Annotated in this window: 27 protein-coding genes and 1 tRNA gene; 6 read left to right on the forward strand and 22 right to left on the reverse strand. The window is 47.0% G+C overall.

Going from position 1 to position 23906, the window contains the following annotated elements; genetic code table 11:
* Positions 1–4: 4 nt before the first annotated feature.
* The 12 genes from IT781_RS03525 to IT781_RS03580 form a co-directional block, all read right to left on the reverse strand.
* Positions 5–991 carry a DNA polymerase III subunit delta' gene (locus IT781_RS03525; protein ID WP_228778888.1) on the reverse strand — a complete coding sequence of 329 codons (987 nt, stop codon included), beginning with the start codon at positions 989–991 and terminating at the stop codon, positions 5–7.
* Between the two features lie 2 nt (positions 992–993).
* Positions 994–1617: a dTMP kinase gene (gene tmk, locus IT781_RS03530; RefSeq protein WP_194968757.1), complete on the reverse strand. Its 624-nt coding sequence runs from the start codon at positions 1615–1617 to the stop codon at positions 994–996.
* Positions 1614–2612: an endolytic transglycosylase MltG gene (gene mltG / locus IT781_RS03535; protein WP_194968758.1), complete on the reverse strand. Its 999-nt coding sequence runs from the start codon at positions 2610–2612 to the stop codon at positions 1614–1616. Before mltG ends, tmk begins: the two co-directional genes overlap by 4 nt.
* Positions 2609–3442, reverse strand: coding sequence for an aminodeoxychorismate lyase (pabC, locus tag IT781_RS03540; protein WP_194968759.1), 834 nt, complete (start codon positions 3440–3442; stop codon positions 2609–2611). The genes mltG and pabC overlap by 4 nt, the downstream gene beginning before the upstream one ends.
* A 39-nt stretch (positions 3443–3481) precedes the next feature.
* Positions 3482–4726 carry a beta-ketoacyl-ACP synthase II gene (fabF, locus tag IT781_RS03545; RefSeq protein WP_194968760.1) on the reverse strand — a complete coding sequence of 415 codons (1245 nt, stop codon included), beginning with the start codon at positions 4724–4726 and terminating at the stop codon, positions 3482–3484.
* Positions 4727–4817: 91 nt separating this feature from the next.
* Positions 4818–5054 (reverse strand): acyl carrier protein, encoded by a 237-nt coding sequence (acpP, locus tag IT781_RS03550; RefSeq protein ID WP_194968761.1) that lies wholly within the window; start codon positions 5052–5054, stop codon positions 4818–4820.
* A gap of 145 nt (positions 5055–5199) precedes the next feature.
* Complete coding sequence (gene fabG / locus IT781_RS03555; RefSeq protein WP_194968762.1) at positions 5200–5928, reverse strand: 3-oxoacyl-ACP reductase FabG; 729 nt, start codon at positions 5926–5928, stop codon at positions 5200–5202.
* Positions 5921–6871 (reverse strand): ACP S-malonyltransferase, encoded by a 951-nt coding sequence (gene fabD, locus IT781_RS03560; RefSeq protein ID WP_194968763.1) that lies wholly within the window; start codon positions 6869–6871, stop codon positions 5921–5923. The genes fabG and fabD overlap by 8 nt, the downstream gene beginning before the upstream one ends.
* Positions 6872–6892: 21 nt before the next feature.
* A complete protein-coding gene (locus IT781_RS03565) occupies positions 6893–7861 on the reverse strand; it encodes a beta-ketoacyl-ACP synthase III (protein ID WP_194968764.1) in 969 nt (322 codons plus the stop codon).
* Positions 7858–8886, reverse strand: a complete 1029-nt coding sequence (gene plsX, locus IT781_RS03570) for a phosphate acyltransferase PlsX (protein ID WP_194968765.1) — start codon at positions 8884–8886, stop codon at positions 7858–7860. Before plsX ends, IT781_RS03565 begins: the two co-directional genes overlap by 4 nt.
* Positions 8887–8971: 85 nt before the next feature.
* Complete coding sequence (gene rpmF, locus IT781_RS03575; protein ID WP_081679042.1) at positions 8972–9154, reverse strand: 50S ribosomal protein L32; 183 nt, start codon at positions 9152–9154, stop codon at positions 8972–8974.
* On the reverse strand, positions 9154–9687 hold the full coding sequence (locus IT781_RS03580; protein ID WP_228778889.1) for a YceD family protein: 534 nt from the start codon (positions 9685–9687) through the stop codon (positions 9154–9156). The genes rpmF and IT781_RS03580 overlap by 1 nt, the downstream gene beginning before the upstream one ends.
* 51 nt (positions 9688–9738) lie before the next feature.
* Between IT781_RS03580 and IT781_RS03585 the strand changes: the two genes are divergently transcribed.
* Positions 9739–10323: a nucleoside triphosphate pyrophosphatase gene (locus tag IT781_RS03585; protein WP_194968766.1), complete on the forward strand. Its 585-nt coding sequence runs from the start codon at positions 9739–9741 to the stop codon at positions 10321–10323.
* A 68-nt stretch (positions 10324–10391) separates the two neighbouring features.
* On the opposite strand, the gene IT781_RS03590 is transcribed toward IT781_RS03585, so the two are convergent.
* The 5 genes from IT781_RS03590 to dusA all read right to left on the reverse strand — a co-directional run bounded on the left by IT781_RS03590 (position 10392) and on the right by dusA (position 15493).
* Positions 10392–10964: a lytic transglycosylase domain-containing protein gene (locus IT781_RS03590; protein WP_194968767.1), complete on the reverse strand. Its 573-nt coding sequence runs from the start codon at positions 10962–10964 to the stop codon at positions 10392–10394.
* Between the two features lie 170 nt (positions 10965–11134).
* Entirely contained in the window at positions 11135–12733 is a 1599-nt protein-coding gene (locus IT781_RS03595) for a DNA mismatch repair protein MutS (RefSeq protein WP_194968768.1), read from the reverse strand.
* Positions 12734–12917: 184 nt separating this feature from the next.
* Positions 12918–13901, reverse strand: coding sequence for a ferrochelatase (gene hemH / locus IT781_RS03600; protein WP_194968769.1), 984 nt, complete (start codon positions 13899–13901; stop codon positions 12918–12920).
* 9 nt (positions 13902–13910) lie between these two features.
* Positions 13911–14492, reverse strand: a complete 582-nt coding sequence (gene folE, locus IT781_RS03605; protein ID WP_194968827.1) for a GTP cyclohydrolase I FolE — start codon at positions 14490–14492, stop codon at positions 13911–13913.
* Positions 14492–15493: a tRNA dihydrouridine(20/20a) synthase DusA gene (gene dusA / locus IT781_RS03610; RefSeq protein ID WP_194968770.1), complete on the reverse strand. Its 1002-nt coding sequence runs from the start codon at positions 15491–15493 to the stop codon at positions 14492–14494. The genes folE and dusA overlap by 1 nt, the downstream gene beginning before the upstream one ends.
* Before the next feature lie 45 nt (positions 15494–15538).
* On the opposite strand from dusA, the gene IT781_RS03615 reads away from it, so the two are divergent.
* Positions 15539–15763: a hypothetical protein gene (locus tag IT781_RS03615; protein WP_194968771.1), complete on the forward strand. Its 225-nt coding sequence runs from the start codon at positions 15539–15541 to the stop codon at positions 15761–15763.
* Positions 15764–15780: 17 nt separating this feature from the next.
* Here IT781_RS03615 and IT781_RS03620 read toward each other — a convergent pair.
* Both IT781_RS03620 and IT781_RS03625 read right to left on the reverse strand, forming a co-directional pair.
* Positions 15781–15854, reverse strand: a tRNA-Gln gene (locus IT781_RS03620).
* 241 nt (positions 15855–16095) lie between these two features.
* Entirely contained in the window at positions 16096–16344 is a 249-nt protein-coding gene (locus IT781_RS03625; protein ID WP_228778891.1) for a PepSY-like domain-containing protein, read from the reverse strand.
* 361 nt (positions 16345–16705) lie between these two features.
* Between IT781_RS03625 and IT781_RS03630 the strand changes: the two genes are divergently transcribed.
* The 4 genes from IT781_RS03630 to IT781_RS22170 are packed head-to-tail and all read left to right on the forward strand — an operon-like array spanning position 16706 to position 20110.
* Complete coding sequence (locus tag IT781_RS03630) at positions 16706–17659, forward strand: chromate resistance protein ChrB domain-containing protein (protein WP_194968772.1); 954 nt, start codon at positions 16706–16708, stop codon at positions 17657–17659.
* Positions 17656–19029, forward strand: coding sequence for a chromate efflux transporter (chrA, locus tag IT781_RS03635; RefSeq protein ID WP_194968773.1), 1374 nt, complete (start codon positions 17656–17658; stop codon positions 19027–19029). The genes IT781_RS03630 and chrA overlap by 4 nt, the downstream gene beginning before the upstream one ends.
* Positions 19026–19964, forward strand: coding sequence for a DUF1259 domain-containing protein (locus IT781_RS03640; RefSeq protein ID WP_194968774.1), 939 nt, complete (start codon positions 19026–19028; stop codon positions 19962–19964). The genes chrA and IT781_RS03640 overlap by 4 nt, the downstream gene beginning before the upstream one ends.
* Positions 19961–20110, forward strand: a complete 150-nt coding sequence (locus IT781_RS22170) for a chromate resistance protein ChrB domain-containing protein (RefSeq protein ID WP_228778892.1) — start codon at positions 19961–19963, stop codon at positions 20108–20110. The genes IT781_RS03640 and IT781_RS22170 overlap by 4 nt, the downstream gene beginning before the upstream one ends.
* A 137-nt stretch (positions 20111–20247) precedes the next feature.
* Here the strand turns inward: IT781_RS22170 and thrC are convergent, their stop codons facing one another.
* From thrC to alaC, 3 genes are read right to left on the reverse strand one after another with little or no spacing between them, the layout of a single operon-like run.
* Positions 20248–21342 carry a threonine synthase gene (gene thrC, locus IT781_RS03650; protein ID WP_194968775.1) on the reverse strand — a complete coding sequence of 365 codons (1095 nt, stop codon included), beginning with the start codon at positions 21340–21342 and terminating at the stop codon, positions 20248–20250.
* A 9-nt stretch (positions 21343–21351) separates the two neighbouring features.
* A complete protein-coding gene (locus tag IT781_RS03655; protein WP_194968776.1) occupies positions 21352–22662 on the reverse strand; it encodes a homoserine dehydrogenase in 1311 nt (436 codons plus the stop codon).
* 40 nt (positions 22663–22702) lie between these two features.
* A complete protein-coding gene (gene alaC, locus IT781_RS03660; protein ID WP_194968777.1) occupies positions 22703–23887 on the reverse strand; it encodes an alanine transaminase in 1185 nt (394 codons plus the stop codon).
* Positions 23888–23906: the final 19 nt, after the last annotated feature.

Below are 23906 nucleotides of genomic sequence, written 5' to 3' on the forward strand. Positions count from 1 at the left end.
GGTATTATTTGCTCAAGTTAATTTCAGACCATTTTATTAAGATCTCTTCAAACATCAATTGTTTATTGATTGGAGAATCCAGTCGCTGGCGAGTTGCCAGTAATAAGTCATACAATTTGTAAACTCTTTTTAATTCTAGCTGTTGTGACATTTCTTTCAAGGAATCTGCCAAGTCCGGGTTATATAAATTTTCAATATTTGCCGAATAAGAACATTTAATTAAATCGATAATCCAGGATGTAATCCAGAACAATAACGGAGATTCAGGCAGCTTATACCAATCTTCCGCAATCATGACAGGATTGCGCTGTCGTCTTGCGATGCCCATCCACGACTTGAAGCACTCATGACGCATGCCAGTATACCCTTCATCCGCATATTGCTGGGCTAACAATGGCGCTCCTCTAGCCAGCCCGAATAGCAATTCTGCATTTTCCTGAACATTTTGCTGCTTAAGCCATGCAAGCGTTGTCTCTCTGGCTGGAGTGTTAATTACCAGCTTCTGACATCGGCTGACTATCGTTGCGGGTAATTTTGCCGGTTTATCTGTAATTAGGATAATGAGAGTGCGCTCTGTCGGCTCTTCCAGGCATTTTAGAAAGGCATTGGCTGCTGCATGATTCATCTGGTCGGCCGGACTGACAATAACGACGCGATAAGCTTCGAATTGAGGTTTTAAGGTCAGTTGAATGATTAAGTTGCGGATTTGGGCAATCGTAATGCTTTTGCCGACTTCTTCAGGCTGAATATTAATAAGGTCAGGATGCGTTTCGGCATTAAGCAGTTTGCAGCTGTCACAGGAACCGCAATATAAACCATCGGACTGGGGATTTGCGCAAAGCAGAGAAAAAGCGAACTGGCTAGCTAAATATTGCTTGCCAAGCCCTCTGTTACCAGTAATAAGCAAAGCCTGTGGAATGCGCTTCTGAGTAATATAACTGTGAAGGTGCTCCCAGTTGGGCTTTAGCCAGGGCAATAATGTATTAGACATTCTCATCTTATTAATGGCCTGAGCATGTCAATTAGTTTATTTTGCACATCGCTTAATGGTTGATCCGCCTTAATAAGTTTGATTCGTTCAGGGTAAAGCTCGGCTTGTCTTAAATAAGCCTGCCTGACGCGTTCAAAAAAGTCGATTTTTTCAGATTCAAATCTGTCCAGTTGCCCCCGATCTTTTGCGCGCTCAATACCAACCTCAACGGGTGCATCGAGCAACAATGTCAAGTCAGGACGCAGAGTGTCTTGTACAAGATTTTCCAACCATTCTATAGTACTTATATTCATGTTGCGGCCGCCCCCTTGATAGGCATAGGTCGCATCAGTGAAACGATCGCAAAGCACCCATTTCCCCTGCGACAGCGCAGGCTCTATCACATGTTTGATATGTTGAGCTCTTGCTGCAAACATAAGTAGCAATTCTGCCGATTCTGAAATGCTCTCATTATTCGAATCCAATAGTAACTCGCGTATCTTTTCCGCCAATCGGGTACCGCCGGGTTCGCGAGTAACGATGACATCAATACCGTGATTTTGCAAATAGCTGCTTATAAAAGACAGGTTCGTGGTTTTGCCTACACCTTCTCCGCCTTCCAAGGTAATGAATTTTCCTCTAGTCACTGTTTTTTCCTTTGGAAGGTATCAACCGCTCGGTTGTGATCTTTTAATGTTGACGAAAAGGCGTGCGTTCCATCACCACGCGAAACAAAATAAAGGCTATCGCCGTTATCAGGGTGCAGGGCCGCATAAATGGCATCTTGCCCGGGCATGGCTATCGGGGTAGGCGGTAAGCCTTTTACAACATAAGTATTATAAGGAGTGGTATTTTTTAAATCTTCGTAAGTAATATCGCCTTTATAGAACTCCCCCATGCCATAAATTACTGTAGGATCGGTTTGCAGCAACATTCCTTTTTCAAGCCGGCGAATAAATACGCCAGCAATTAAAGGCCTTTCTTCAGTTACTGCGGTTTCCTTCTCTACAATTGAAGCGAGAATCAACGCCTCATAAGGATTTTTAAAAGGCAGATTTTCGGCTTTATTATGCCATGCCTGTTGCAATACCTGTTGCATCTTGTCATAAGCTCTCTTTAACAAAGAAACATCGGACATGTGTTTTTCAAAGAAATAGGTATCGGGAAAAAACATGCCTTCAGGATGCTTCGCATCCGTTCCAATTTGCAGCATTAGAGCTTCAATATCAGTGCTGTTTAAAGTATGCTCCAGATAAGGGTTTTTCTGGATTTCCTGCAATATATCCTTAAAACTCCACCCTTCTGGAAAGGTAATTGCATATTGCTTGGTTTTGCCTTGAACAAATAAGACTAATATTTCCGGTATATTTAAACCAGGCGCTAATTCGTACTCTCCTGTTTTAATTTTTTTGGCCGATTCGCTTGTGTAGGCGAAAACTTTAAACCAGATTGGGTTAATGGCCACGTTCTGATCGATCAATTTATCAGTGATCCGGTTTAATGAGTCGCCTTTTTCAATATCTATATAAACCTGTTTATCGAGCACTACAGGATTTTTTACTGCGCTTCGATAGTCATTCCATGCCCATCCGCCCGTAAAAATGAAGATCAACAATGTAAATCCGATAATTTTGAGGGTCATGGCAAAGACGCCTCCGCCCCGCTTTTCAGTCTGTCGAGGCAAAATTGTATTTGTCTGGTTATCGGGCCTATCGAGAAATGTTTGTTTTCAATTTGATTGATTGGCCATAAACCAATGATTGAATTGCTGACAAAGATTTCATCAGCCGATAAAAATTCATTTTTCTTAAACGGCTTCTCAACTGTTTTAATATGATTACTTGACAATATTTCTATAATAATACTGCGCATAATGCCGGCAATACCCGATTGAGACAGTGATGCGGTGTAAACTGAACCATTTTTAACATAAAAAAGATTGGTCATAGTCCCTTCGATAATATGATCATTGACATCCATCATAATTCCTTCCTGAATAGATGGATCATTCCATTCAGCCCGTGCCAATATCTGTTCGAGCCGATTCATGTGTTTAATTCCTGCCAATGATGGGTTCAACCCTAAACGAGTAATACAGAAACGGGCAATAATGCCCTGCTCTACGAATGAAGAAGGATAATCGGGATAAGGATGAAGGCTTAATACGCGGGTAGGTTGAATTAAGTCTGGCTGACGGTAGCCCCGTCCGCCAGACCCTCGAGTGACTATCAATTTGAGTACAGCTAAACTCGAACCTTTGCAAAGATCGAGAGCTTCGGCGATAATCAGTTCAGGATCCGGACACGGGATATGGAGTCGACGGCAACCTGTATTTAAGCGTTTTAAATGCCGATCGAGAAATACAGGTTGTCCATTTCTAACTTCTATTGTTTCGAATAATCCGTCGCCATACTGAAAGCCGCGATCAGATATCTCAATATGCTGCTTGCATTCGCCATTTACCAGAATCATCAGCAAGAAGCATTACGTATTGGGCAATACGTTGCAGCGTTACTCGTAACGTTTAAAAATTATAGATCCGTTAGTGCCGCCAAAACCGAATGAGTTGGATATGGCTATATCAATTTTCATATCTCTGGCGGTATTGGGCACATAATCAAGATCACATTCTGGGTCTTGATTTTCCAGGTTAATCGTTGGCGGAGCAATCTGATTTTTGATGCTTAAGGCTGTGAGCACGGCTTCAATGCCGCCGGCAGCGCCTAACAAATGCCCTATCATGGATTTAGTTGAGCTGACAGCAACTTTATAGGCGTGTTCGCCTAAAGCTGCTTTCATTGCCTGGGTTTCTCCGATATCGCCGGCAGGCGTTGAAGTACCATGCGCATTGATATAATCAACCTGATCCGCATTTATGCCCGCATCACGCAAGGCATTGCGCATGCAGCGAGCTGCACCTTCGCCCCCTACGGAAGGGGTTGTAATATGATAGGCATCGCCGCTCATGCCATAGCCGACTACTTCAGCATAAATTTTTGCGCCGCGCGCTTTTGCATGTTCCAGTTCTTCCAGGACAACCACCCCGGAGCCATCGCTCAATACGAAACCATCTCGATCTCTATCCCAAGGGCGACTAGCTGCCTGGGGATTATCATTGCGGCGTGACAAGGCTTTTGCAGAGGCAAAGCCGCCCATGGCCGTTGGCGAGGTAGTGCAGCGCTCAGCACCACCAGCGACCATAACATCGGCATCGCCGTATTTAATTAAACGTGCAGCATCGCCAATATTGTGCGTACCTGTTGAGCAGGCCGTAACAATGGAAAAGTTAGGGCCTTTTAATCCATATTTGATTGAAAGGTTACCTGAGATCATATTAATAATATTGCCCGGCACAAAGAATGGCGAAATACGACGTGGGCCGCCTTTTTCATAAGTGGCGTAGCATTCTTCAATTCCGGTAATCCCGCCTATACCTGCACCAATTGCCACGCCAATACGCTCAGCGTTAACCTCGGTGACTTCAATGCCTGAGTCTTCAATAGCCTGGCAGCCGGCAGCGATGCCATAATGAATAAAAGCATCCATTCGTTTAGCATCTTTGTCAGGAATATATTGAGTAATGTCGAAATTTCTTATGACGCCGCCAAACGTAGTGGCAAATGGAGAAATGTCAAAAGAATCAATTGGAGTGATGCCGCTTCTACCGTTGATAATACCGTCCCAAGTTTCAGCGACAGTGTTAGCTAAAGGCGTGACAGCGCCTAATCCAGTTATTACGACTCGACGTTTGCTCAATGTAATGTACCGTAAGAAATGTATAGGGAGGTAAGAAAGATTTTATTCTGATTAGTGGATGAACGAGAAGGTCCATCCACTAAAAGACAGGCTATTGCGCTGCGTTTTTTTCTACGTAATCGATAGCTTGTTGAACAGTTGTAATTTTTTCAGCTTCATCGTCTGGAATTTCACATTCGAATTCTTCCTCAAGAGCCATAACGAGTTCAACTGTATCCAGAGAATCAGCACCAAGATCATCTACAAATGAAGCATCAGTAGCGATATCTTCTTTAACGCCCAATTGCTCAGCTACAATTTTTTTTACTCGTTCTTCAATGTTACTCATAATTATTATCCTCAAACAATGTAAGTTTGTTTGTATTTGGTTAGAAACTTACAATAGTATTGTTATTAACTTTACTAGAAATCCCGTCTCCGGCAATTCCAGACGGCGGGGGGATTATACTTTATATTGCAAAAATCTCACAATATTAAGGCATAAACATGCCACCGTTTACATGAATGGTTTCACCGGTGATATAAGCGGCACCTTCTGAAGCCAAAAATGAAACGGCATGGGCGATTTCTTTGGCTTCGCCCAGTCGAGCCAAAGGAATAGAAGCTAATAAGGAATTTTTAACGTCCTCACCCAATTCCTTGGTCATGTCGGTATCGATAAACCCGGGCGCTACCGTATTGATAGTAATATTGCGTGAACCCACTTCTTTAGCCATCGATTTGGCGAAACCGATCATGCCGGCCTTTGCAGCGGCGTAATTTGCCTGGCCTGCATTGCCTGTAGCGCCAACCACGGACGATATATTGATGATACGCCCTGTTTTTGCCTTCATCATGCCGCGCAACACGGCTTTGCTCATGCGAAAAACCGAAGTCAAATTCGTATTGATAATATCGTCCCAGTCTTCGTCCTTCATGCGCATGAGTAGGTTATCGCGCGTAATGCCGGCATTGTTGACCAATACTGTGGGGGTTCCATACTCATCGGTAACTGTTTTAACAACTTCAGCAATCGATTCAGGATCGGCCACATCAAGTTTTAAGCCTTTGCCGTTTTCACCGAGATAAGCAGAAATTAAATCGGCGCCATTATCGGAAGTTGCTGTGCCGACAACAAAAAAACCATCCTCGGCCAATCTTTCGGCGATTGCTCTGCCGATACCTCGACTGGCGCCTGTCACTAATGCTACTTGCTTAGTCATTTAACTGCTCCAATACTTTATTTAAAGTCTCCGGGTTATATATAGCCATATGCTCGGCATCTTTCGCGATGCGCTTGTTTAAGCCAATCAATACCTTGCCGGGGCCGCACTCAACAAAATGGGTAACGCCTTGGTCATGCATAAACTTAATGCTGTCAACCCAACGCACGGGTTTATAGAGTTGCTCTTTCAGTACGCTTCGAATGACTTCCGATGCACTGTGTGCGGCAACATCTACATTATGAATCAATGTCATTTTAGGAGCGCTGAGGGCTATATTCTGCAATTGTTCATCCAGTTTTTCGGCCGCTGGCTGCATCAATGCACAGTGAGATGGGACGCTGACCGGTAACTGTACCGCGCGTTTAGCGCCAGCTTCCTTTGCAGCGGCTATAGCTCTTTCGACAGCCGCTGTATGCCCGGCAATAACAACCTGCCCCGGGGCATTAAAATTAACGGCTGAGACAACCTCATTTTCTGCCGCCTCCGCACACACTTTGACAACCTGATGGTCTTCAAGCCCCAAAATTGCCGCCATGGCGCCAACGCCCGCAGGCACGGCTTCCTGCATTAACCGGCCTCTTGCGGCCACCAGTTTTATTCCGTCTTCAAAGGATATTGCGTCCGAACAAACCAGCGCAGTGTATTCGCCAAGGCTATGGCCCGCCATCCAGGCCGGACGGATATTGCTCTGCTTGCACCAAACTTTCCAGATAGCAACGCCAGCGGCCAACATGGCTGGCTGTGTATTGTGCGTTTGATTAAGATCTTCTTCAGGCCCTGAAGATACAATAGACCATAAATCTTTTCCTAATGCATCGGATGCCTGTTCAAAGATCTGTTTTACTTCTGGATAGCTTTCGGCCAACTCCGACATCATGCCGACGGATTGAGAACCTTGTCCCGGAAAAACAAAAGCCAAATTATAATTTTGCTTGCTCATTAATACGCTTGTTTATAGTTATTAGTATTTAATTAATGCAGAACCCCATGTAAACCCTGCGCCAAACGCTTCAAGCAACACCACTTGTCCGCGCTGGATGCGGCCGTCACGCACAGCTTCATTAAATGCGAGAAGCACTGAAGCAGAAGATGTGTTGCCTTGATTTTCAAGCGTTAAAACAACATGATCCATAGGCATTTTTAATTTTTTGGCTGTTGCTGCAATGATGCGTATGTTAGCCTGATGAGGAACCAGCCAATGCACATCGGATTTCTGCATATTGTTAGCTTCCAGCGTTTCATCAACAATACGGCCTAATGTGTTTACGGCGATCTTAAACACTTCGTTGCCGCGCATTCTTACGTAACCGGCCTCGTCTTTATTAAGCTCGGCGGCCGCCTGTGGATTCGGACAGTAAAGCAGATCTTCATATTCGCCGTCGGAGTGGATATGCGTTGACAAAATGCCGGCTTCATTTGAAGAGCCTAGCAATAGGGCGCCAGCGCCATCACCGAATAAAACGCAAGTGCCGCGATCAGTCCAGTCAATAATGCGTGAACAGATTTCAGAGCCGACGATAAGCACTTTTTTGGCAGCGCCTGTTTTAATGTATTGATCAGCAATACTCAAGGCGAATATTGAACCTGAGCAAGCTGCTTGTACATCGAAAGCTACGCAGTTTTTAATGCCTAAACGCTGTTGCAACAGACAGCCTGTGCTCGGATAAACGCGATCAGGCGTCCCTGTTGCGACAATTATTAAATCAATTTCCTCAGGATCAATTTGTGCCGCATCTATGGCTTGCCTCGCCGCAATTTCAGCCATGCTTGAAGCCGTTTCATTCGGCCCGGCAATGCGTCGGCTTTTAATGCCGGTGCGTTCATGAATCCAACTATCGGATGTATCTACAGTTTGCGATATATGATCATTCGTGCGAACTTCTTCTGGCAGATATCCGCCGGTACCGATTACTCTTGAATAGCGGATCATGCGCTCTCTCTCCTTGCCAAAGTTTGTTCAACTTGCTCGCTTATTTTTCTGATAATATCTTTTTTGACTTCAACTTCGGCAAGATGTATGGCTGTTTTAAAAGCCAACACATCGGCTCCTCCATGGCTTTTGATAACAAGCCCGCGCAATCCCAGAAAGCTGGCGCCGTTATAGAGTCGCGGATCAATGCGCTTTTTGAATGACTTGAGGACCGGGTAAACAAGCAATCCCGCAAGCTTGGTCAAAATGTTTCTGTTAAAGGCTTCTTTGAGCGCTGTTCCGATCATTTTAGCCGCGCCTTCAATCGATTTCAGCGCAACATTGCCTACAAAACCGTCGGCGACAATCAGATCAACTTTAATACTTCCTGCATTTAAAGAATCACCTTCTACATAACCGATATAATTTAACGATGAATTTTCCAGTAATTTTGCTGCAGCTTTAACCTGCTCATTACCTTTTACATCTTCCTCCCCAATATTTAGCAGGCCGACTTTCGGGTTCTCAATATTTTCTACGGCTTTAACCAATTCGGCGCCCATGACAGCAAACTGAAAAAGATGTTCAGCACTGCAGTCTACGTTTCCCCCGAGGTCAAGCGCGTGGGTATGCCCATAAATTGACGGTAAAGTAGAAATAATGGCAGGGCGGTCAACGCCTGGAATCATTTTCAGAACAAAACGAGCGGTCGCCATTAACGCACCGGTATTGCCGGCGCTAACGCAGGCATCGGCCTGGCCGTCACGAACCAGGTTAATAGCCACCCGCATTGATGAATCTTTCTTGTTCTTTAGCGCCTTGGATGGTGACTCATCCATGCCGACGCACTGCGACGCATGATGAATAGTGAGTCTATCCTTGAATTCAATTAATGCTTCTGTTAACTGTGGTTTTAAAACAGCTTCATCGCCCACTAAGATCAGTTTTAAGTCTGGATTGCTTTTCAAACAATCCAATGATGCTGGAATGGTAACTTCAGGACCATGATCCCCGCCCATCGCATCAATCGAAATTGTTAAACTCACGCTTACGAATGACTCCGGAATTATTATAAAAAGCCGAACCCAATCGGGTTCGGCATATCATCATTCTAAAAGGGAGAAAGATTGATTAATCTTCGTCGCCAGTCGTTACGATTTGGCGACCTTTGAAGAAACCGTCTGGAGTGACGTGGTGACGCAAATGAGTTTCACCTGTCATCGGGTCTTGAGATAATGCTCTGCTGGTTAAAGCATCATGTGAACGACGTTGACCACGTCTTGAACGTGATACTTTACTTTTTTGTACTGCCATTATAAATCTCCAGTTTTTTTAAGTTTGGCTAAGATGGAAAAAGGATTTTCAGGGGCTGACTGCTCCTCATCAGATAATTGATCTTTCTTGTTAAAGTCTGCATCCGGCACTGAACATGCGTGCTGATGCTTTGGAAAAGTTGGCAGAGCCAGTAACAACTCGTCTTCAACGATATCCTTAAGAGGTATTTTCTCTTCTTCAATCAATAAAGGTTCATAATCTTCGGGCAATCTATCTGCTTGATCTATTGAGGTAACAATACCCAGTTTGATGTCAGCACTAACGGGCCATTCCATAGCCTGCAAACAGTTTTGGCATTCAAGTTCCAGAATCGCCTCTATGTGTCCCTCAATTTTGGCCAGTCTTCCCTCCCGTCCAAAAAAAAGATCAACAGCAACAGTCCCGGCGTCGCTCAGCAGTGATTCCGCTAAACGATCCATGCTGTTTAAAGGTATTTTGCCCTTCAATTCAGCTCGCTTATCTGCGAGCTGCAAAGGGTCGACATATTCAGGCAATCGATCTAACATAACCATACAATAATATCTGGAATCAATAACTGCGTCAAACTTACAACAATTGGCAATATGAAAATCAATAACTTAATTCTGGCGTCAAGTTCACCTTATAGACAAGCATTATTGAAAAAACTTCATTTGGAATTTAAAGCTATCAGCCCTAAAGTCGATGAAAGACCGCTTGAGCACGAAGCCCCGGAAGCACTCGCATTGCGGTTAGGGAAATTAAAAGCGCAAGCGCTATGTGAAAAGTACCCCGACCATCTTATTATCGGTTCAGATCAAGTCGCCGTGCTCAATGGCCAACAATTGCACAAGCCTGGCGGTCGAGCAAGAGCAATAGAGCAACTCCAGGCGGCATCAGGAAATGCCGTTATTTTTTTTACCAGCATCTGCATTATAGACAGCAATACAATGTGTTGCTTGACTGATTTGGATGTCTGTACCGCCTATTTTAAAACACTGTCATGCCGACAGATTGAACATTATGTCGACCTTGAGAAACCTTACGACTGTGCCGGCAGCTTTAAGTCTGAAAGTCTGGGAATCGCGTTGTTTGAAAAAATTCAAGGCGATGACCCGAATGCCTTGACGGGCTTACCTTTGATTAAGCTGACTTCCTTATTGGAGAAATTTGGCGTGCATGTGCTTTAACGGAAGAATTTTTTAACTGTATTACCTCGAATCATGCAATCCACAGCAAGTTCTCTGGGATAAAACACTTATCTATTGTAGAGAGCCAAGACCTGTTTTACATAATTGCGTGTTTCAGGGTATGGTGGAATTGATTTGTTATACCGTATAACTGCATTTTCGCCGGCATTATAGGCTGCAACAGCCAAGTCCAGGTTCGAATCAAACATTCGCAGTAAATCTTTCAAGTATCGTGTTCCGCCATCAATATTCTGGTCAGGATCGCGGCGGTCCGTAACACCATAGCGCCTTGCTGTGTCCGGCATTAATTGCATTAGCCCCACTGCTCCGGCCGATGAAACGGCGGCGGCGTCATAGGCCGACTCCGCTTGAATCACGGCATGCAGCAACTTCTCGTCAACCTGATGCCTGGCGGCAGCCTGAGCTATCATGTCTGCATATCTTTTTCTGTTGACGCTTACAAAAGGCAGTGCTTTTGCGTAACTCTTGGGTCTTGTTCGAATGATGCGCTTATAGAGGCTGTTTTTAGGGTCATCCGTATAATAGACATGCCCTTCAGGGTCAACATATTTATAAACATCAGCCAGAACTTGATTGGACACAAACAAGGCAAACAATAAAACAACAGCGACTCTTATCATTTTTGTTATTTTTCCTAGTCAGATTCAAAACTGCATGCGCAGCATCTCTGGCAAACCAATACCAACATAGCCCCATCGGTATAGGGCTATGCGAGAAAAACGGATATTGATTTACTGTCCTTATAAGGATAGTAAAAACTTGATTACACTGCCAGAAGCAGAACAATTTTTTACTTGGAATCGGACAGATAGTTGTCTATATCTTCTTTTGAAAAGCCTATCTTTTTAGCAACGCGATCAGCATGACTGATGCGGGAAATGCCGGGGATAAGTTTATAAGTCGGCGCATCATTAGAAAACTCGACTTGTTTGGGCAGACCTACGCCTTTACTGACAAAACTATCGACAAGCTGATGATTATGAGTGATTAATACGGTGCTGTTGCCTTTTCGATAAAATCCGTTAAGCACATTGGCAGAAGATTCCATCTTTTCCTCAAACGTCGTACCTTCGGACAACTCATCCAGCACAACCAGACTTTTAGCCGTGGTTGCTAAAAAAATATCTTTAGTTCTTTTCAATTCAGTACCAAAGCGCCCTTCCCCGTCATCCAAATGACTAATTTCCGGCACCTGATAAAAAATTCTGTCCGCTACGGTAAGGGTTGCGGATTTGGCGGGCACATAACATCCTATTTGCGCCAGTAATTGGATTTGAGTGACGGTTTTACAAAATGCGGTTTTACCCCCGCTATTAGGGCCTGTTACCAGGACCAATTTGTCATCTTCCAAAACAAAATCATTACCGACATATTGGGGATTTTGCTTGCCCAAAACCGGGTTTCTGGCATCGACAAGATTGATGCGATGGTGGTCGGCCTCAACCAGTTTCGGCAGAACCATATCGCCGCCAAACGCATCGGCAAATTTTATAAATGAGAGCAATTCATCTAATTGCCCCAACGCATCCAGTGTTTCACCAACCGTCTGTGAGTTTTTAAACTCATTTCTTAACGGGATAATACAACTGTCTCGGTCGAACCCTCCTACTACCGGAAAATAAACCAGTAATAAAGGGATAAAAAAGATGGAAAGGGTTGGAATGACTTCCACTGAAATCCGGAACATATCCGTCGGAAACAGATGTGCCAGCACCCAGATAATGCCGAAAACCAGCGCCAGCAAGAGCGGCTTGAAGATACGAGGTCTGAATATGATGGCCGGAGAAAATGAGCCTTCTCTCTCCCGTTTGGATCGAATGCCGTTTTCAGTAATATAGGCAGGGCCTTCCATCAATGAATAAGACCGGGTTTCTGCAAAAGCTTTTATTTTTTCAAAAATGCTTGCGAGATAGCGGCTCCTGGGTGCTTCACTGCTCTGAATCTGGTCAACCAGCTCAAGCATAAGGCGAATGCCTCTTTTATACTGCAAATAACCGTAACCTTCGATTTCATGTTCTTCCCTGGCTGTACCAAAGGACCCGAGGAATTCGCCGAACAAAAGCAGATAAAAGTTTTTCTCATGCGCCGTTGCGTTTTGCACGATGCGCTCGATGTTGTCTTTTAATGACGGGTTATTGCAAAGTTCCTCGACGGCTTCCTGCTTTGCCTGAATATCCTCCATAACGTCCAGCGGCTGTGTTAAAGAGCGAAACAGGACTGCTTGCCCAACCAGAGTTGATGCATAATTAATGGCATCAAACACTTCGTTGACCTCGATCGTATTGAAGGAGCGCTCATCAATGACACCCTCGCCGGTCTTCAGCGGTTTGCTGGACTGAACAGTAGGCCAAATAACATCCTGCCAGCTTTGTAATATGGTTTCTTTCATCACTTTAGCTCTTTATTTTTACCGGGACTCTAAAAACTATAATCGCCGCGAAAACGCCGGATAGCATGATGTTTTTTTATTCGAGACATCAATCTCTTGCTCACGCCAATGCAGGCAAAAGAAAGGCTGCGCGTTAAGCGATATATTGCACAGATTGAATCGTACCCTTTTATGCCGATAATTTTCAAAGTTTTTGTTCAATTAGCTTAACTATAGCATCAGCATGAAGCTTTGAATCGTTAAGAGCAGGAATATAGCGATAGGTCTCACCGCCGGCTTTAATGAACAGGGCTTTATTTTCCATGGCGATCTCTTCCAGAGTCTCCAGGCAGTCCACGGCGAACCCCGGGCAAACCACATCAATTTTTTTAACCCCCTGTCTTGCAAGATTTTGCAGTGTTTCCGCGCAATAAGGTTTAAGCCATTGTGCCTTGCCAAATCTGGACTGAAATACAACACACCAGTTTTCTTTGTCGAGATCGAGTTTCTCTGCAATCAAAGCGGCGGTTTTATGGCACTGATGAAAATAAGGATCACCCCATTTGATTAACTGCTCAGGCAAACCATGAAAAGACATCAAAAGTAGATCATTCCTTCCTTGTTGGCTCCAGATTTTCTCAATAGACTCAGCAACCGCGGCAATATAATGCTCATCCTGATGATAATCACTGATAAACTGAAAGCTGGGCAGATGCCGCCAGCGGTTCAGCTCCTTGATCAGATCATCATATACGGATGCCGTCGTTGTTGAAGAGTATTGAGGATAAAGCGGCAGGATGATTAGATTGTCGATGCCTTGTTTTTTAAGGACGTTTAACTGCTCGGCTATGGAAGGTTTGCCATAGCGCATTGCATAATCGGTTATAACGCCTTTGGCATTTAATCGTTGAGCGACCATATCGGCCAGTTGGCGGGTCAAAAAAACTAAAGGCGATCCCTTTTCATCCCATATTTTGCGATAAGCAGCCGTCGACCTGTGCGGACGGAAAGGCAGAATGAAAAAACGTAGTATCACCCACCATAGAGGACGCGGCAGATTGACTACGCGAGGATCGCCAAGAAACTCTTTGAGAAAGCGCCTGACTGCCGAAGTGGTAGGTGCCGCTGGCGACCCCAGGTTCACCAATAGAACGCCGGTTTTATTGGCGGTGGCGCTTTGAGGCAGCATGTAAAAAGCCTAGCGGTTTATCAGATTTAAGAATTCAGAACGGGTGCTGATCTCTTTGCGAAACACACCTGTCATTACCGATGTCGTCATGACTGAATTTTGTTTTTCGATGCCGCGCATCATCATGCATAAATGCTTGGCTTCGATAACCACAGCAACGCCTCTGGCGCCGGTTGCAATCTCAATGGCATCAGCAATTTGCTTGGTTAATTTTTCCTGGATTTGCAGGCGTCGCGCATACATATCAACAACACGGGCGATTTTGGACAAGCCGAGCACTTTGCCTTTTGGCAAATAGCCGACATGGCATTTACCAATGAACGGCAGTAAATGGTGCTCACATAAGGAATACAATTCAATATCCTTAACGATAACCATGTCTTCGGTGTCTGCTGTAAAAATAGCGCCGTTAAGCACTTCATCCAGCGTCTTACCGTAGCCGTTGTTCAGAAATTTAAAGGCCTTGGCTGCGCGTTTGGGTGTATCGATCAGGCCTTCTCGATTTAAGTCTTCACCGACTGCTTCGATAATTTTGGAAAAATGCTCTTCCATTGTTTCAGTCTCAATTGTAAAAGGCTTGCTATTATACATCATTGAGCAGTGAATTTTAATGCATCCAAAATGACATTTTCATCCGCATCGGGTGTACTGACATTTTCACTGATATGCCGGCGCCAGCCTCGTGCGCCGGCTTCACCATGAAACAGGCCCAGAATATGCCGAGAGATATTATTTAAGCGAGCACCGGTTTTAAGCTGCTGTTGAATGTAAGGAATTAGTCGCATCACTATTTCCTGCCGTGACTTGGGCTCACGGGACTCGGTAAAAAAACGCTTATCCACGTCGGCCAGAAGATACGGATTGTGATAGGCTTCCCGCCCCATCATGACCCCATCGACATGCTTCAGAATCTCTTCAGCCTGATCCAATGTTGTAATGCCGCCGTTCAATATAATTTCTAGTGCCGGAAAATCATTTTTTAACTGATAGACCATGTCGTAGCGTAACGGTGGAACTTCGCGGTTTTGCTTGGGCGACAGACCGCTTAGCCAAGCTTTTCTGGCGTGAACGATAAAAGTGCGGCAGCCGGCATCGGCCACAGTCGCTATAAAATGCACCAGTCCTTCGTATGAATCGCGCTCGTCAATGCCTATTCTCGATTTGACCGTTACCGGAATTGAAACCGCCTGCCGCATTGCCGCCACACACTCGGCGACAAGTTCCGGCTCTGCCATCAGGCAGGCCCCGAAACGGCCGTTCTGAACTCGACCGCTGGGGCAGCCGACGTTTAGATTAACTTCGTCATATGCATAATCTTCAACCATCCTTGCACAAGTTGCCAGATCCTTAGGATGGCTGCCGCCCAATTGAAATGAGACAGGATGCTCGGTTACATCAAACTGTAAAAACCGATGATGATCACCATGTAATAGAGCGCCAGTTGTGACCATTTCAGTATACAAGAAGGCATGTTGTGAAATCAGACGGTGGAAAAAACGGCAGTGTTTATCTGTCCAGTCCAGCATCGGGGCGACGCAAAAGGCATGATTCGTTGTTGTCTTGGTTTCTGTGTATTTATCTGTATTGTGCATTGTCAACAAAATGATTGATGGCAAAAAGATTCGCTGGAATAAATAATGCTTGACGTATTAGTTGGACAGAAGTCAAGAAAAAGAAATCGAAATGGCGATGCTGGAGAATTTACATCTTGGCGTCGATCATTGAGCATTATCTTAGGCGCAGTTCTCTATGCAACTAGAAAAGGATGCAAAATTGAAAATGGCTGCTCAATTGCCCGATTGTTAAGCTTGCTATTGATTGCAAGCCAAGGAAGAAATCGGGAAACAGTTGAAATTAGCTAAGGTGCTTAAGAATTAAATGGCTGGCTCTCAGGGATTCGAACCCCGGCAGCTGGAATCAGAATCCAGAGTCCTACCGCTAGACGAAGAGCCAGTAATTAATGATGGAGCAACATTTATTGTCTTATTTATATTCTACTACTATTAAAGAATGAAGTGTTAGTACAAAGTAATTATTTTTTAATTCTTGAAATTAATCCTTCCATTACGTTCTAATTCGGCAATCAAAAATCGCAGTTGCTGGTCAATGCTGTCGATCTGGTCAAGTTGCATTATAGAGATGCCCCGTAAGGTGCTGTTCACGGGCAGCACCTTACGGAGCAAATAACATGCGTTTATTCGTTTTCGGTTTTTAGAATATTGCCGTTAACATCCAGTTCAAGTTCGACTTCCTTGCCGACGGATTTGATCTCGACTTCATAGCCAGTCACCGTGTTATCCGGCTTCATTAATTTCTCTACTTCCTCAATCTTGGCTTCGGGATAAGCTTTTTTAACAGCATCAGCGACGGGCCCTGGTAGCGATTCGCGATCGATTTCCTCTTCTTTCTGTAACAAGGTCATCAGCGCCATAGGTCGCTTCATATTCCTTGCCATTTTCCTTGTATTCCACCTCATGGGCCGCTTTGCCTTCAAACGTTTTCTCCTCGTACTTCATGCCCTTGGCATGGGATGGGCTTTTTCAAAAGCCGTGATGACCTCTTTGGGTACCTGGTTTTTGCTCAATTTTTTTTGCCAGCGTTCGCGGGGGCGGCTGCCACCGCCAGTAATTGGTTTTTCATAAACACTCCTTAGGTAGAGACGAATGTTTTAACTCACACACATTAGCGGCGTTCCTGCAGAGAATCGTGAAGATAAAACCTCCACGATCAGAATTTTCATTGACGTTCTTACACACTTATCAAGTAGAATATTCAACAATATTGTTATATAAGAACTCATAAATATGAACTGTTCCTGGCTCATTTTGGTTGTCAGTTTGCCGACCCGCAATTCCGCCGGCCGCATGCGTGTGTGGCGGACACTAAAAGCGCTGGGCTGCGGCGTGTTGCGCGATGGCGTCTATTTACTGCCCTATCGCCCGGAGTTTCGGCAAACGCTTCAGCTTCAGGCCGAAGACGTCATCTCGGGCGGAGGCAGCGCCCATATCCTGACGTTGAACAGTGAAAACGATGAACAGCAAGCACTCTTCGAACGCTTCTTCGACCGCTCGGCCGATTACACAAGACTGATTGAGGAGATCCGGCAAACCGCCGGCTTGAGTCTTCAGATCGAAGACATGGGGCGGCTGCAAAAACAGATGCACCGGTTGCGCAAGACATTTGAAGCCATTGCTCTCCATGATTTTTTTTCTGGTGCAGCACAGGAACAGGCCGCAACGGCTCTGGAAGATTTGGAACATGCCGTCCAAGAGCGCCTTGTGCCGGATGAACCCCATGCCGTCCAGCATCGGATCAAGCGGCTCCAGCCTCAGGATTATCGTCACAGAATCTGGGCGACACGTCACCGGCCGTGGATAGACCGGCTTGCCAGCGCCTGGCTTATCCGGCGCTTCATCGATCCTGAAGCGCGCTTCATCTGGCTTAAGCCACCGGCCGATTGCCCTGCCGAAGCGCTGGGGTTTGATTTCGACGGGGCTGTATTTACGCATGTAGAGACGAAAGTCACTTTTGAAGTTTTACTGGCCAGTTTTGGATTGACAAAGGATACGGCTTTAAACCGCATCGGCGCTTTAGTGCATTACCTCGATGCGGGAGGAATTCCCGTTCTTGAAGCAGCCGGTCTGGAGATGCTCATGAGCGGGATGCGCCAGCGCTGGACCGATGACGATGAACTGCTGGCCGAAGCAGAAAAGATTTTTGACGCCTTTTATCAGGCTTTTTCAGGAACCGAGTCATGAATAAACCCGACTTATCGCAAACACCACCACCCGTCACGTTTGGGCAAGCTTTTCGGTACTGGCTGAAGCTTGGTTTCATCAGCTTTGGCGGCCCCGCCGGGCAGATTGCCATCATGCATCAGGAGTTGGTCGAGAAGAAACGCTGGATTTCCGAGCGCCGTTTTTTGCATGCCTTGAACTACTGCATGTTGCTGCCGGGCCCGGAGGCCCAGCAACTGGCCATTTACATCGGCTGGCTGATGCATCGGACCTGGGGCGGCATTGTCGCAGGCACTTTATTCATCCTGCCGTCACTGTGTCTTTTGATTGCGCTGTCCTGGATTTATGTCGCGTTTGGCGATGTGGCGTGGGTGGCCGGCTTGTTTTACGGCATTAAACCGGCGGTGACGGCGATTGTTCTGCAAGCGGCGCACCGCATCGGCTCGCGCGCACTGAAAAATAAAATCTTGTGGTTTATCGCCGGCTTGTCTTTTCTGGCCATTTTCCTGCTGCAGGTGCCATTTCCAGCAATCGTTGTCATGGCTGCGCTGATCGGCTTCCTGGGCAGCCGCATTGCCCCGGAGACATTCCGAATCGGAGGCGGTCATAATGAAACCAACAAGTCTTACGGCGCGGCATTGATCGATGATGATACCCCCCGGCCGGCACATACTTGGTTTTGCTGGTCCAGGCTGACGGCTATTGTCACTGTCGGCAGCCTGCTCTGGGCCGTTCCGATGGCAATGCTCACGGCCTATCATGGCTGGAGCCATGCCTTGACGCAGATGGGTTGGTTTTTCAGCAAAGCGGCGCTGCTGACCTTTGGCGGCGCCTATGCGGTGCTGCCTTATGTCTATCAAGGGGCTGTCGAGCATTATCACTGGCTGCAGCCTCAGCAGATGATCGACGGGCTGGCGTTGGGAGAAACCACGCCCGGCCCCCTGATCATGGTAGTCACGTTTGTCGGCTTCGTGGCCGGCTGGTCGCAGGCGCTATTCGGGCCTGAGCAGTTAGGCTGGACCGGTGCGGTAGCGGCCACGTTGGTGACCTACTTCACCTTTTTGCCCAGTTTCCTGTTCATTCTGGCGGGCGGCCCTTTGGTCGAATCCACGCACGGGAATCTGAAGTTCACGGCGCCATTAACCGGCATTACCGCCGCCGTGGTCGGCGTGATTTTGAATCTGGCCGTGTTTTTTGCCTATCACGTCTTTTGGCCGCAAGGTTTTACCGGCCGGTTTGACGGCGCTGCCGCCCTGATCGGCTTCTGCGCGTTGCTGGCCTTGTTTCGCTACAAGGTTGGCGTCATCCCGGCCATCGCCGCCTGTGGCATGGCTGGACTGTTGTTCACTTTCTTCAAGCCCTGGTTGCTCCAGGTAGGAGTTTTATTATGAATACTGTCCGTTATTCTCAAGCTGTCGTACTGGTGCTGTGCACAGCCCTCATAGGCCCCGTAGCCGCTAAGCCCAGACAAGCCCATCCAGTTGACTTGGATACCGCCAAAATCGAGCAATTGGCCGGCATGAAAGGTACGCTTGATAAAGCCGAGCATGTCTTCAAGGTTAGCCAGCCACGCTCCGATCTCAGCGTGACCGTGGCCGGCGCCAAGATCATTCCGGCCATGGGGCTGACGTCCTGGGCGGCTTTCAAGCCGGCGGGCCGTCAGGTCATGGTGATGGGCGACTTGGTTCTCCAGGAAGATCAGGTGAATTCGGTCATGAGTACGGCGTTGGACAATGGCATCGAAGTAACCGCTCTGCATAATCACTTCCTCTGGGATACGCCTAAGGTGATGTTCATGCACATTGGCGGCACGGGTGATTCGGACACGATGGCGACCGCGATCGGCAGAGTGTTCCAGGCCATTCAGTCCACCGCCGGCAGCAAATCCGCCGCGCCGTCTGCTTCGATGGATGTCACCAAGACCTCATTGGACTCCAAGGCGATTGAAGCCATTATCGAGGCCCCGGTTGAGAAAGCCGGTGACGTTTATAAAGTCACGATAGGCCGAACCACTAAAATGGCAGGGCATGAGGCTGGCAAAGTCATGGGCGTCAATACCTGGGCGGTATTCGTCGGCAGCAATGAACAAGCCAGTGTGGATGGCGACTTTGCCATGCGGGAACCCGAGCTGCAAGGCGTATTAAAAGCCTTACGCACGGGCGGCATTAACATTACGGCCATTCACAATCATATGGTTGAGGAGTCGCCCCGAATCATGTTTCTGCATTATTGGGGCACCGGGCCTGCCAATGATTTAGCCAAAGCTATTAAATCGGCGTTGGACACGCAAAAAACAGCCAAGCTCAAAGCCAGAAAGAAAACATGAGGTGGATCGCCCACGAACGCCCTAAAATCGACCGCATTACCTGTCCTTGGCTGATTGCCCAGTTTATCGATCCAGACGCGGAGTTTGTTTACGTGCCGCCGGACGATGTGCTCAGGCTTGCCTATGAGACGGGAGCCTTCCTATGAAATTCCGGGAGCCGAACTCTACGGAATTTGCTCTTTATTTATGAAATATCCGGGCTCAATAGAGAAGTTGATGCATAACCTTGAAAATAAAAAAGCCGACTATTGTCGGCTTTTTATCGGTCAAAAGACTACTCAAATTACATATTATCCAAAATCGCCTTTTTGACGGCATCCAGATTGGCTTCAATCGTAACTGGATGGGCTGCTGCGCATTGTTTAATTGCGCTGTCGGGATCTTTCAAGCCATTACCGGTTAACGTACACACGACTTTGCTGCCTTCAGGTATTTTGCCGGTTTTAATATCATGCAAAGCGCCCGCTAACGAGGTCGCCGATGCCGGCTCGCAGAATACGCCTTCATATTGAGACAGCATTTTCTGAGCTGCCAGAATCTCCTCATCTGAGAACTTGTCGAACCAGCCGCCGGATTCTTTTTGCGCCGCCCAGGCCAAATCCCAGGATTGAGGATGACCGATACGTATGGCCGTAGCAAGTGTTTCCGGTTCATCAACCATTTTGCCGAGCACAAACGGAGCCGCTCCGGCCGCCTGATAACCGCACATGATTGGACGCGTATTGGTGACAGCTTGATGCGTCGCTGTATCGGTTGAATATTCCTTATAGCCTTTCCAATATGCACTGATATTGCCGGCATTTCCGACGGGCAGACAGTGATAATCCGGAGCGCGGCCGAGTTCGTCAACGATTTCAAACGCCGCTGTTTTTTGGCCTTCCAGCCTGAACGGATTGATCGAATTCACGATAGTAACGGGGGCGTGCTCGGCCACTTCTTTAACCAGCGCCATACCCCTGTCAAAATTGCCGTTGATCTGAATGATTTCAGCGCCATACATCAGCGTTTGGGCCAGTTTGCCCAAGGCAATTTTGCCTTCGGGTATCAATACGAATGCTTTAATGCCTGCGCGGACGGCATAAGCTGCCGCAGCAGCTGACGTGTTGCCGGTTGATGCACAGATGATGGCCTTGCTGCCCTCTTCCACGGCTTTGGTCACAGCCATCGTCATGCCGCGGTCCTTGAACGAACCGGTAGGGTTCAGCCCCTCGTACTTGACATAAATATCGACATCTTTGCCGATCAAACGGGGAATGTTTTGCAGTTGAATGAGCGGCGTATTGCCTTCGCCCAGACTGATCAGACGAGTAGTTTCACTGACGGACAGACGGTCTCTGTAATGTTCGATGAGACCGGTATAACGTTTATGAATAGACATGTTTTTTATTTATCCCAAAGTTTCTAGGCGGATTCGATTGACCTTGCCGTTGACCATCGGTAAAGCTTCAATTTCAGCAATGGCCGCATTCATTTCTTTTTCCAGCGTGATCTGAGTCAGCATAATAATCGGCATGAACCCTTTGTCATCCAGTGCTTCTTTCTGGATAATGGCTTCAATGCTGATCTGATGGTTGGCAAGAATTCTTGTTACGTCAGCGAGAACGCCGGGTTTGTCCTCGGCATGCAGACGCAGATAATAAGCGGTTCTAAATTCTTCTGACGGCAACACCGGTATATCTGCCAACGAATCGGCCTGGAAGGCTAAATGCGGCACCCGGTTTTCAGGATCGCCGGTTAATGCCCGCACGACATCAACCACATCAGCAACGACAGCAGAAGCAGTCGGTTCAGCGCCGGCACCGGCGCCATAGTATAAAGTGGGGCCGACGGCATCACCTTTAACCAACACGGCATTCATGACACCGTCGACATTGGCGATCAGGCGGCGTGCCGGTATCAGTGTCGGATGAACTCTTAATTCGATCCCTTCAGGCGTCTTGCGGGCGATACCCAAATGCTTGATGCGGTAACCCAATGCTTCAGCGTACTCAACATCTTCACGCGTGATTTTAGTAATACCTTCGGTAAAAACCTTATCAAATTGCAGCGGTATGCCGAACGCGATAGAGGCCAAAATCGTCAACTTATGGCCGGCATCGATGCCTTCCACGTCAAAAGTCGGGTCGGCCTCTGCATAACCTAGCGCTTGCGCTTCGGCCAAAACGTCGGAAAAATCACGGCCTTTATCACGCATTTCAGTCAGAATAAAATTGCCGGTGCCATTGATAATACCGGCCAGCCACTGGATTTGATTGCCGCTCAATCCTTCACGAATGGCCTTGATAATCGGAATGCCGCCGGCAACTGCAGCTTCAAACGCCACCATGACGCCTTTTTCGCTGGCTCTGGCGAAAATCTCATTGCCGTGCAAGGCAATCAGCGCTTTGTTGGCTGTGACAACATGCTTGCCGTTGGCGATGGCCGTCAAAACCATTTCCTTGACCGGACCACAGCCGCCAATCAGTTCCAGGACAATGTCGATTTCCGGATCATTGATGATTTCATAAGGGTCCGTTGTTAAAACGATACCTTGCGTATCGCAAATGCGTTCGCGGTTCAAATCCCTTGCCGACGCGCGGGTAATGACGATTTCACGGCCCGCTCTGCGTGCGATTTCAGCCGCATTGCGTTTCAAAACATTGACAGTACCGCCCCCGACAGTACCTAATCCTAAAACCCCCACTTTTACCGGTTTCAAATCAAACTCCTGCACAAAGCATTTTTTACTAAATTTAATGTCATATAACGTTGTCTTTCTTCAGCATATTGCGAATACCGCGCACCGCCTGACGGGTTCTATGCTCGTTCTCAATTAATCCGAACCGAACATGATCATCGCCATGCTGGCCAAAACCAATGCCGGGAGAAACAGCCACTTTGGCCTCCGCCAGCAGCTTTTTCGAGAATTCCAACGACCCCATTTCCTTGTAGGGTTCCGGAATAGGCGCCCAGACAAACATGGTTGCTTTGGGCTTGCTGACTGGCCAGCCTGCTGCGTTTAAGCCATCACACAGCACATCCCGGCGCTTTCTGTACATTTCGGCAATTTCGGTCAGGCAATCCTGCGGACCCTCCAGTGCAGCGATCGCTGCGATCTGAATAGGCGTAAAAGTGCCGTAATCCAGATAGGATTTGATACGTGCCAGAGCGGCTACGAGCTGCTTGTTGCCGCACATAAAGCCGACACGCCAGCCTGGCATATTATAACTTTTCGACAGCGAGAAAAATTCGACCGCTATATCTTTTGCGCCAGGAATCTGAAGAATGGATGGCGCCTTATAACCGTCGAACACGATGTCGGCATAGGCAATATCATGGACTACCCAGATCTTGTGCTCTTTGGCCAAAGCAATAATCTTTTCAAAGAAATCCAGTTCCACGCACTGGCTGGTCGGATTGCCGGGAAAATTCAGGATCAGCATTTTCGGCTTAGGCCAGGAATCGATGATGGCTTTCTGTAGTTCCTCAAAGAAATCAACGCCTGGCACCAAGGGTATGTGCCGAAGATCGGCTCCGGCAATCACAACGCCGTAAGGATGAATCGGATAAGCGGGGCTGGGCACCAGCACGATATCGCCGGGCCCCAAAGTCGCCAGGGCCAAATGCGCGAGACCTTCCTTCGAACCTATCGTGACAATAGCCTCGCTTTCAGGGTCCAGATCAACGTCAAAACGGTTTTTATACCAATTACAAATAGCTCTTCTGAGCCTGGGGATGCCTCTGGAAACGGAATAACGGTGCGTATCCCCTCTTTGCGTTGCTTCAATCAGCTTTTTGACGATGTGCTCTGGCGTAGGCTGATCCGGGTTGCCCATGCCAAAATCGATAATATCCTCTCCGGCTGCGCGGGCTTTGGCTTTTAGTTCATTAACAATGTTAAAGACATAGGGAGGTAAGCGACTTATTCTATGAAATTGTTCCATTAACAGCCCTTGAGAATTC

It is taken from the genome of Methylobacter sp. BlB1 (genome assembly GCF_015476545.1).
Classification (GTDB): domain Bacteria; phylum Pseudomonadota; class Gammaproteobacteria; order Methylococcales; family Methylomonadaceae; genus Methylobacter.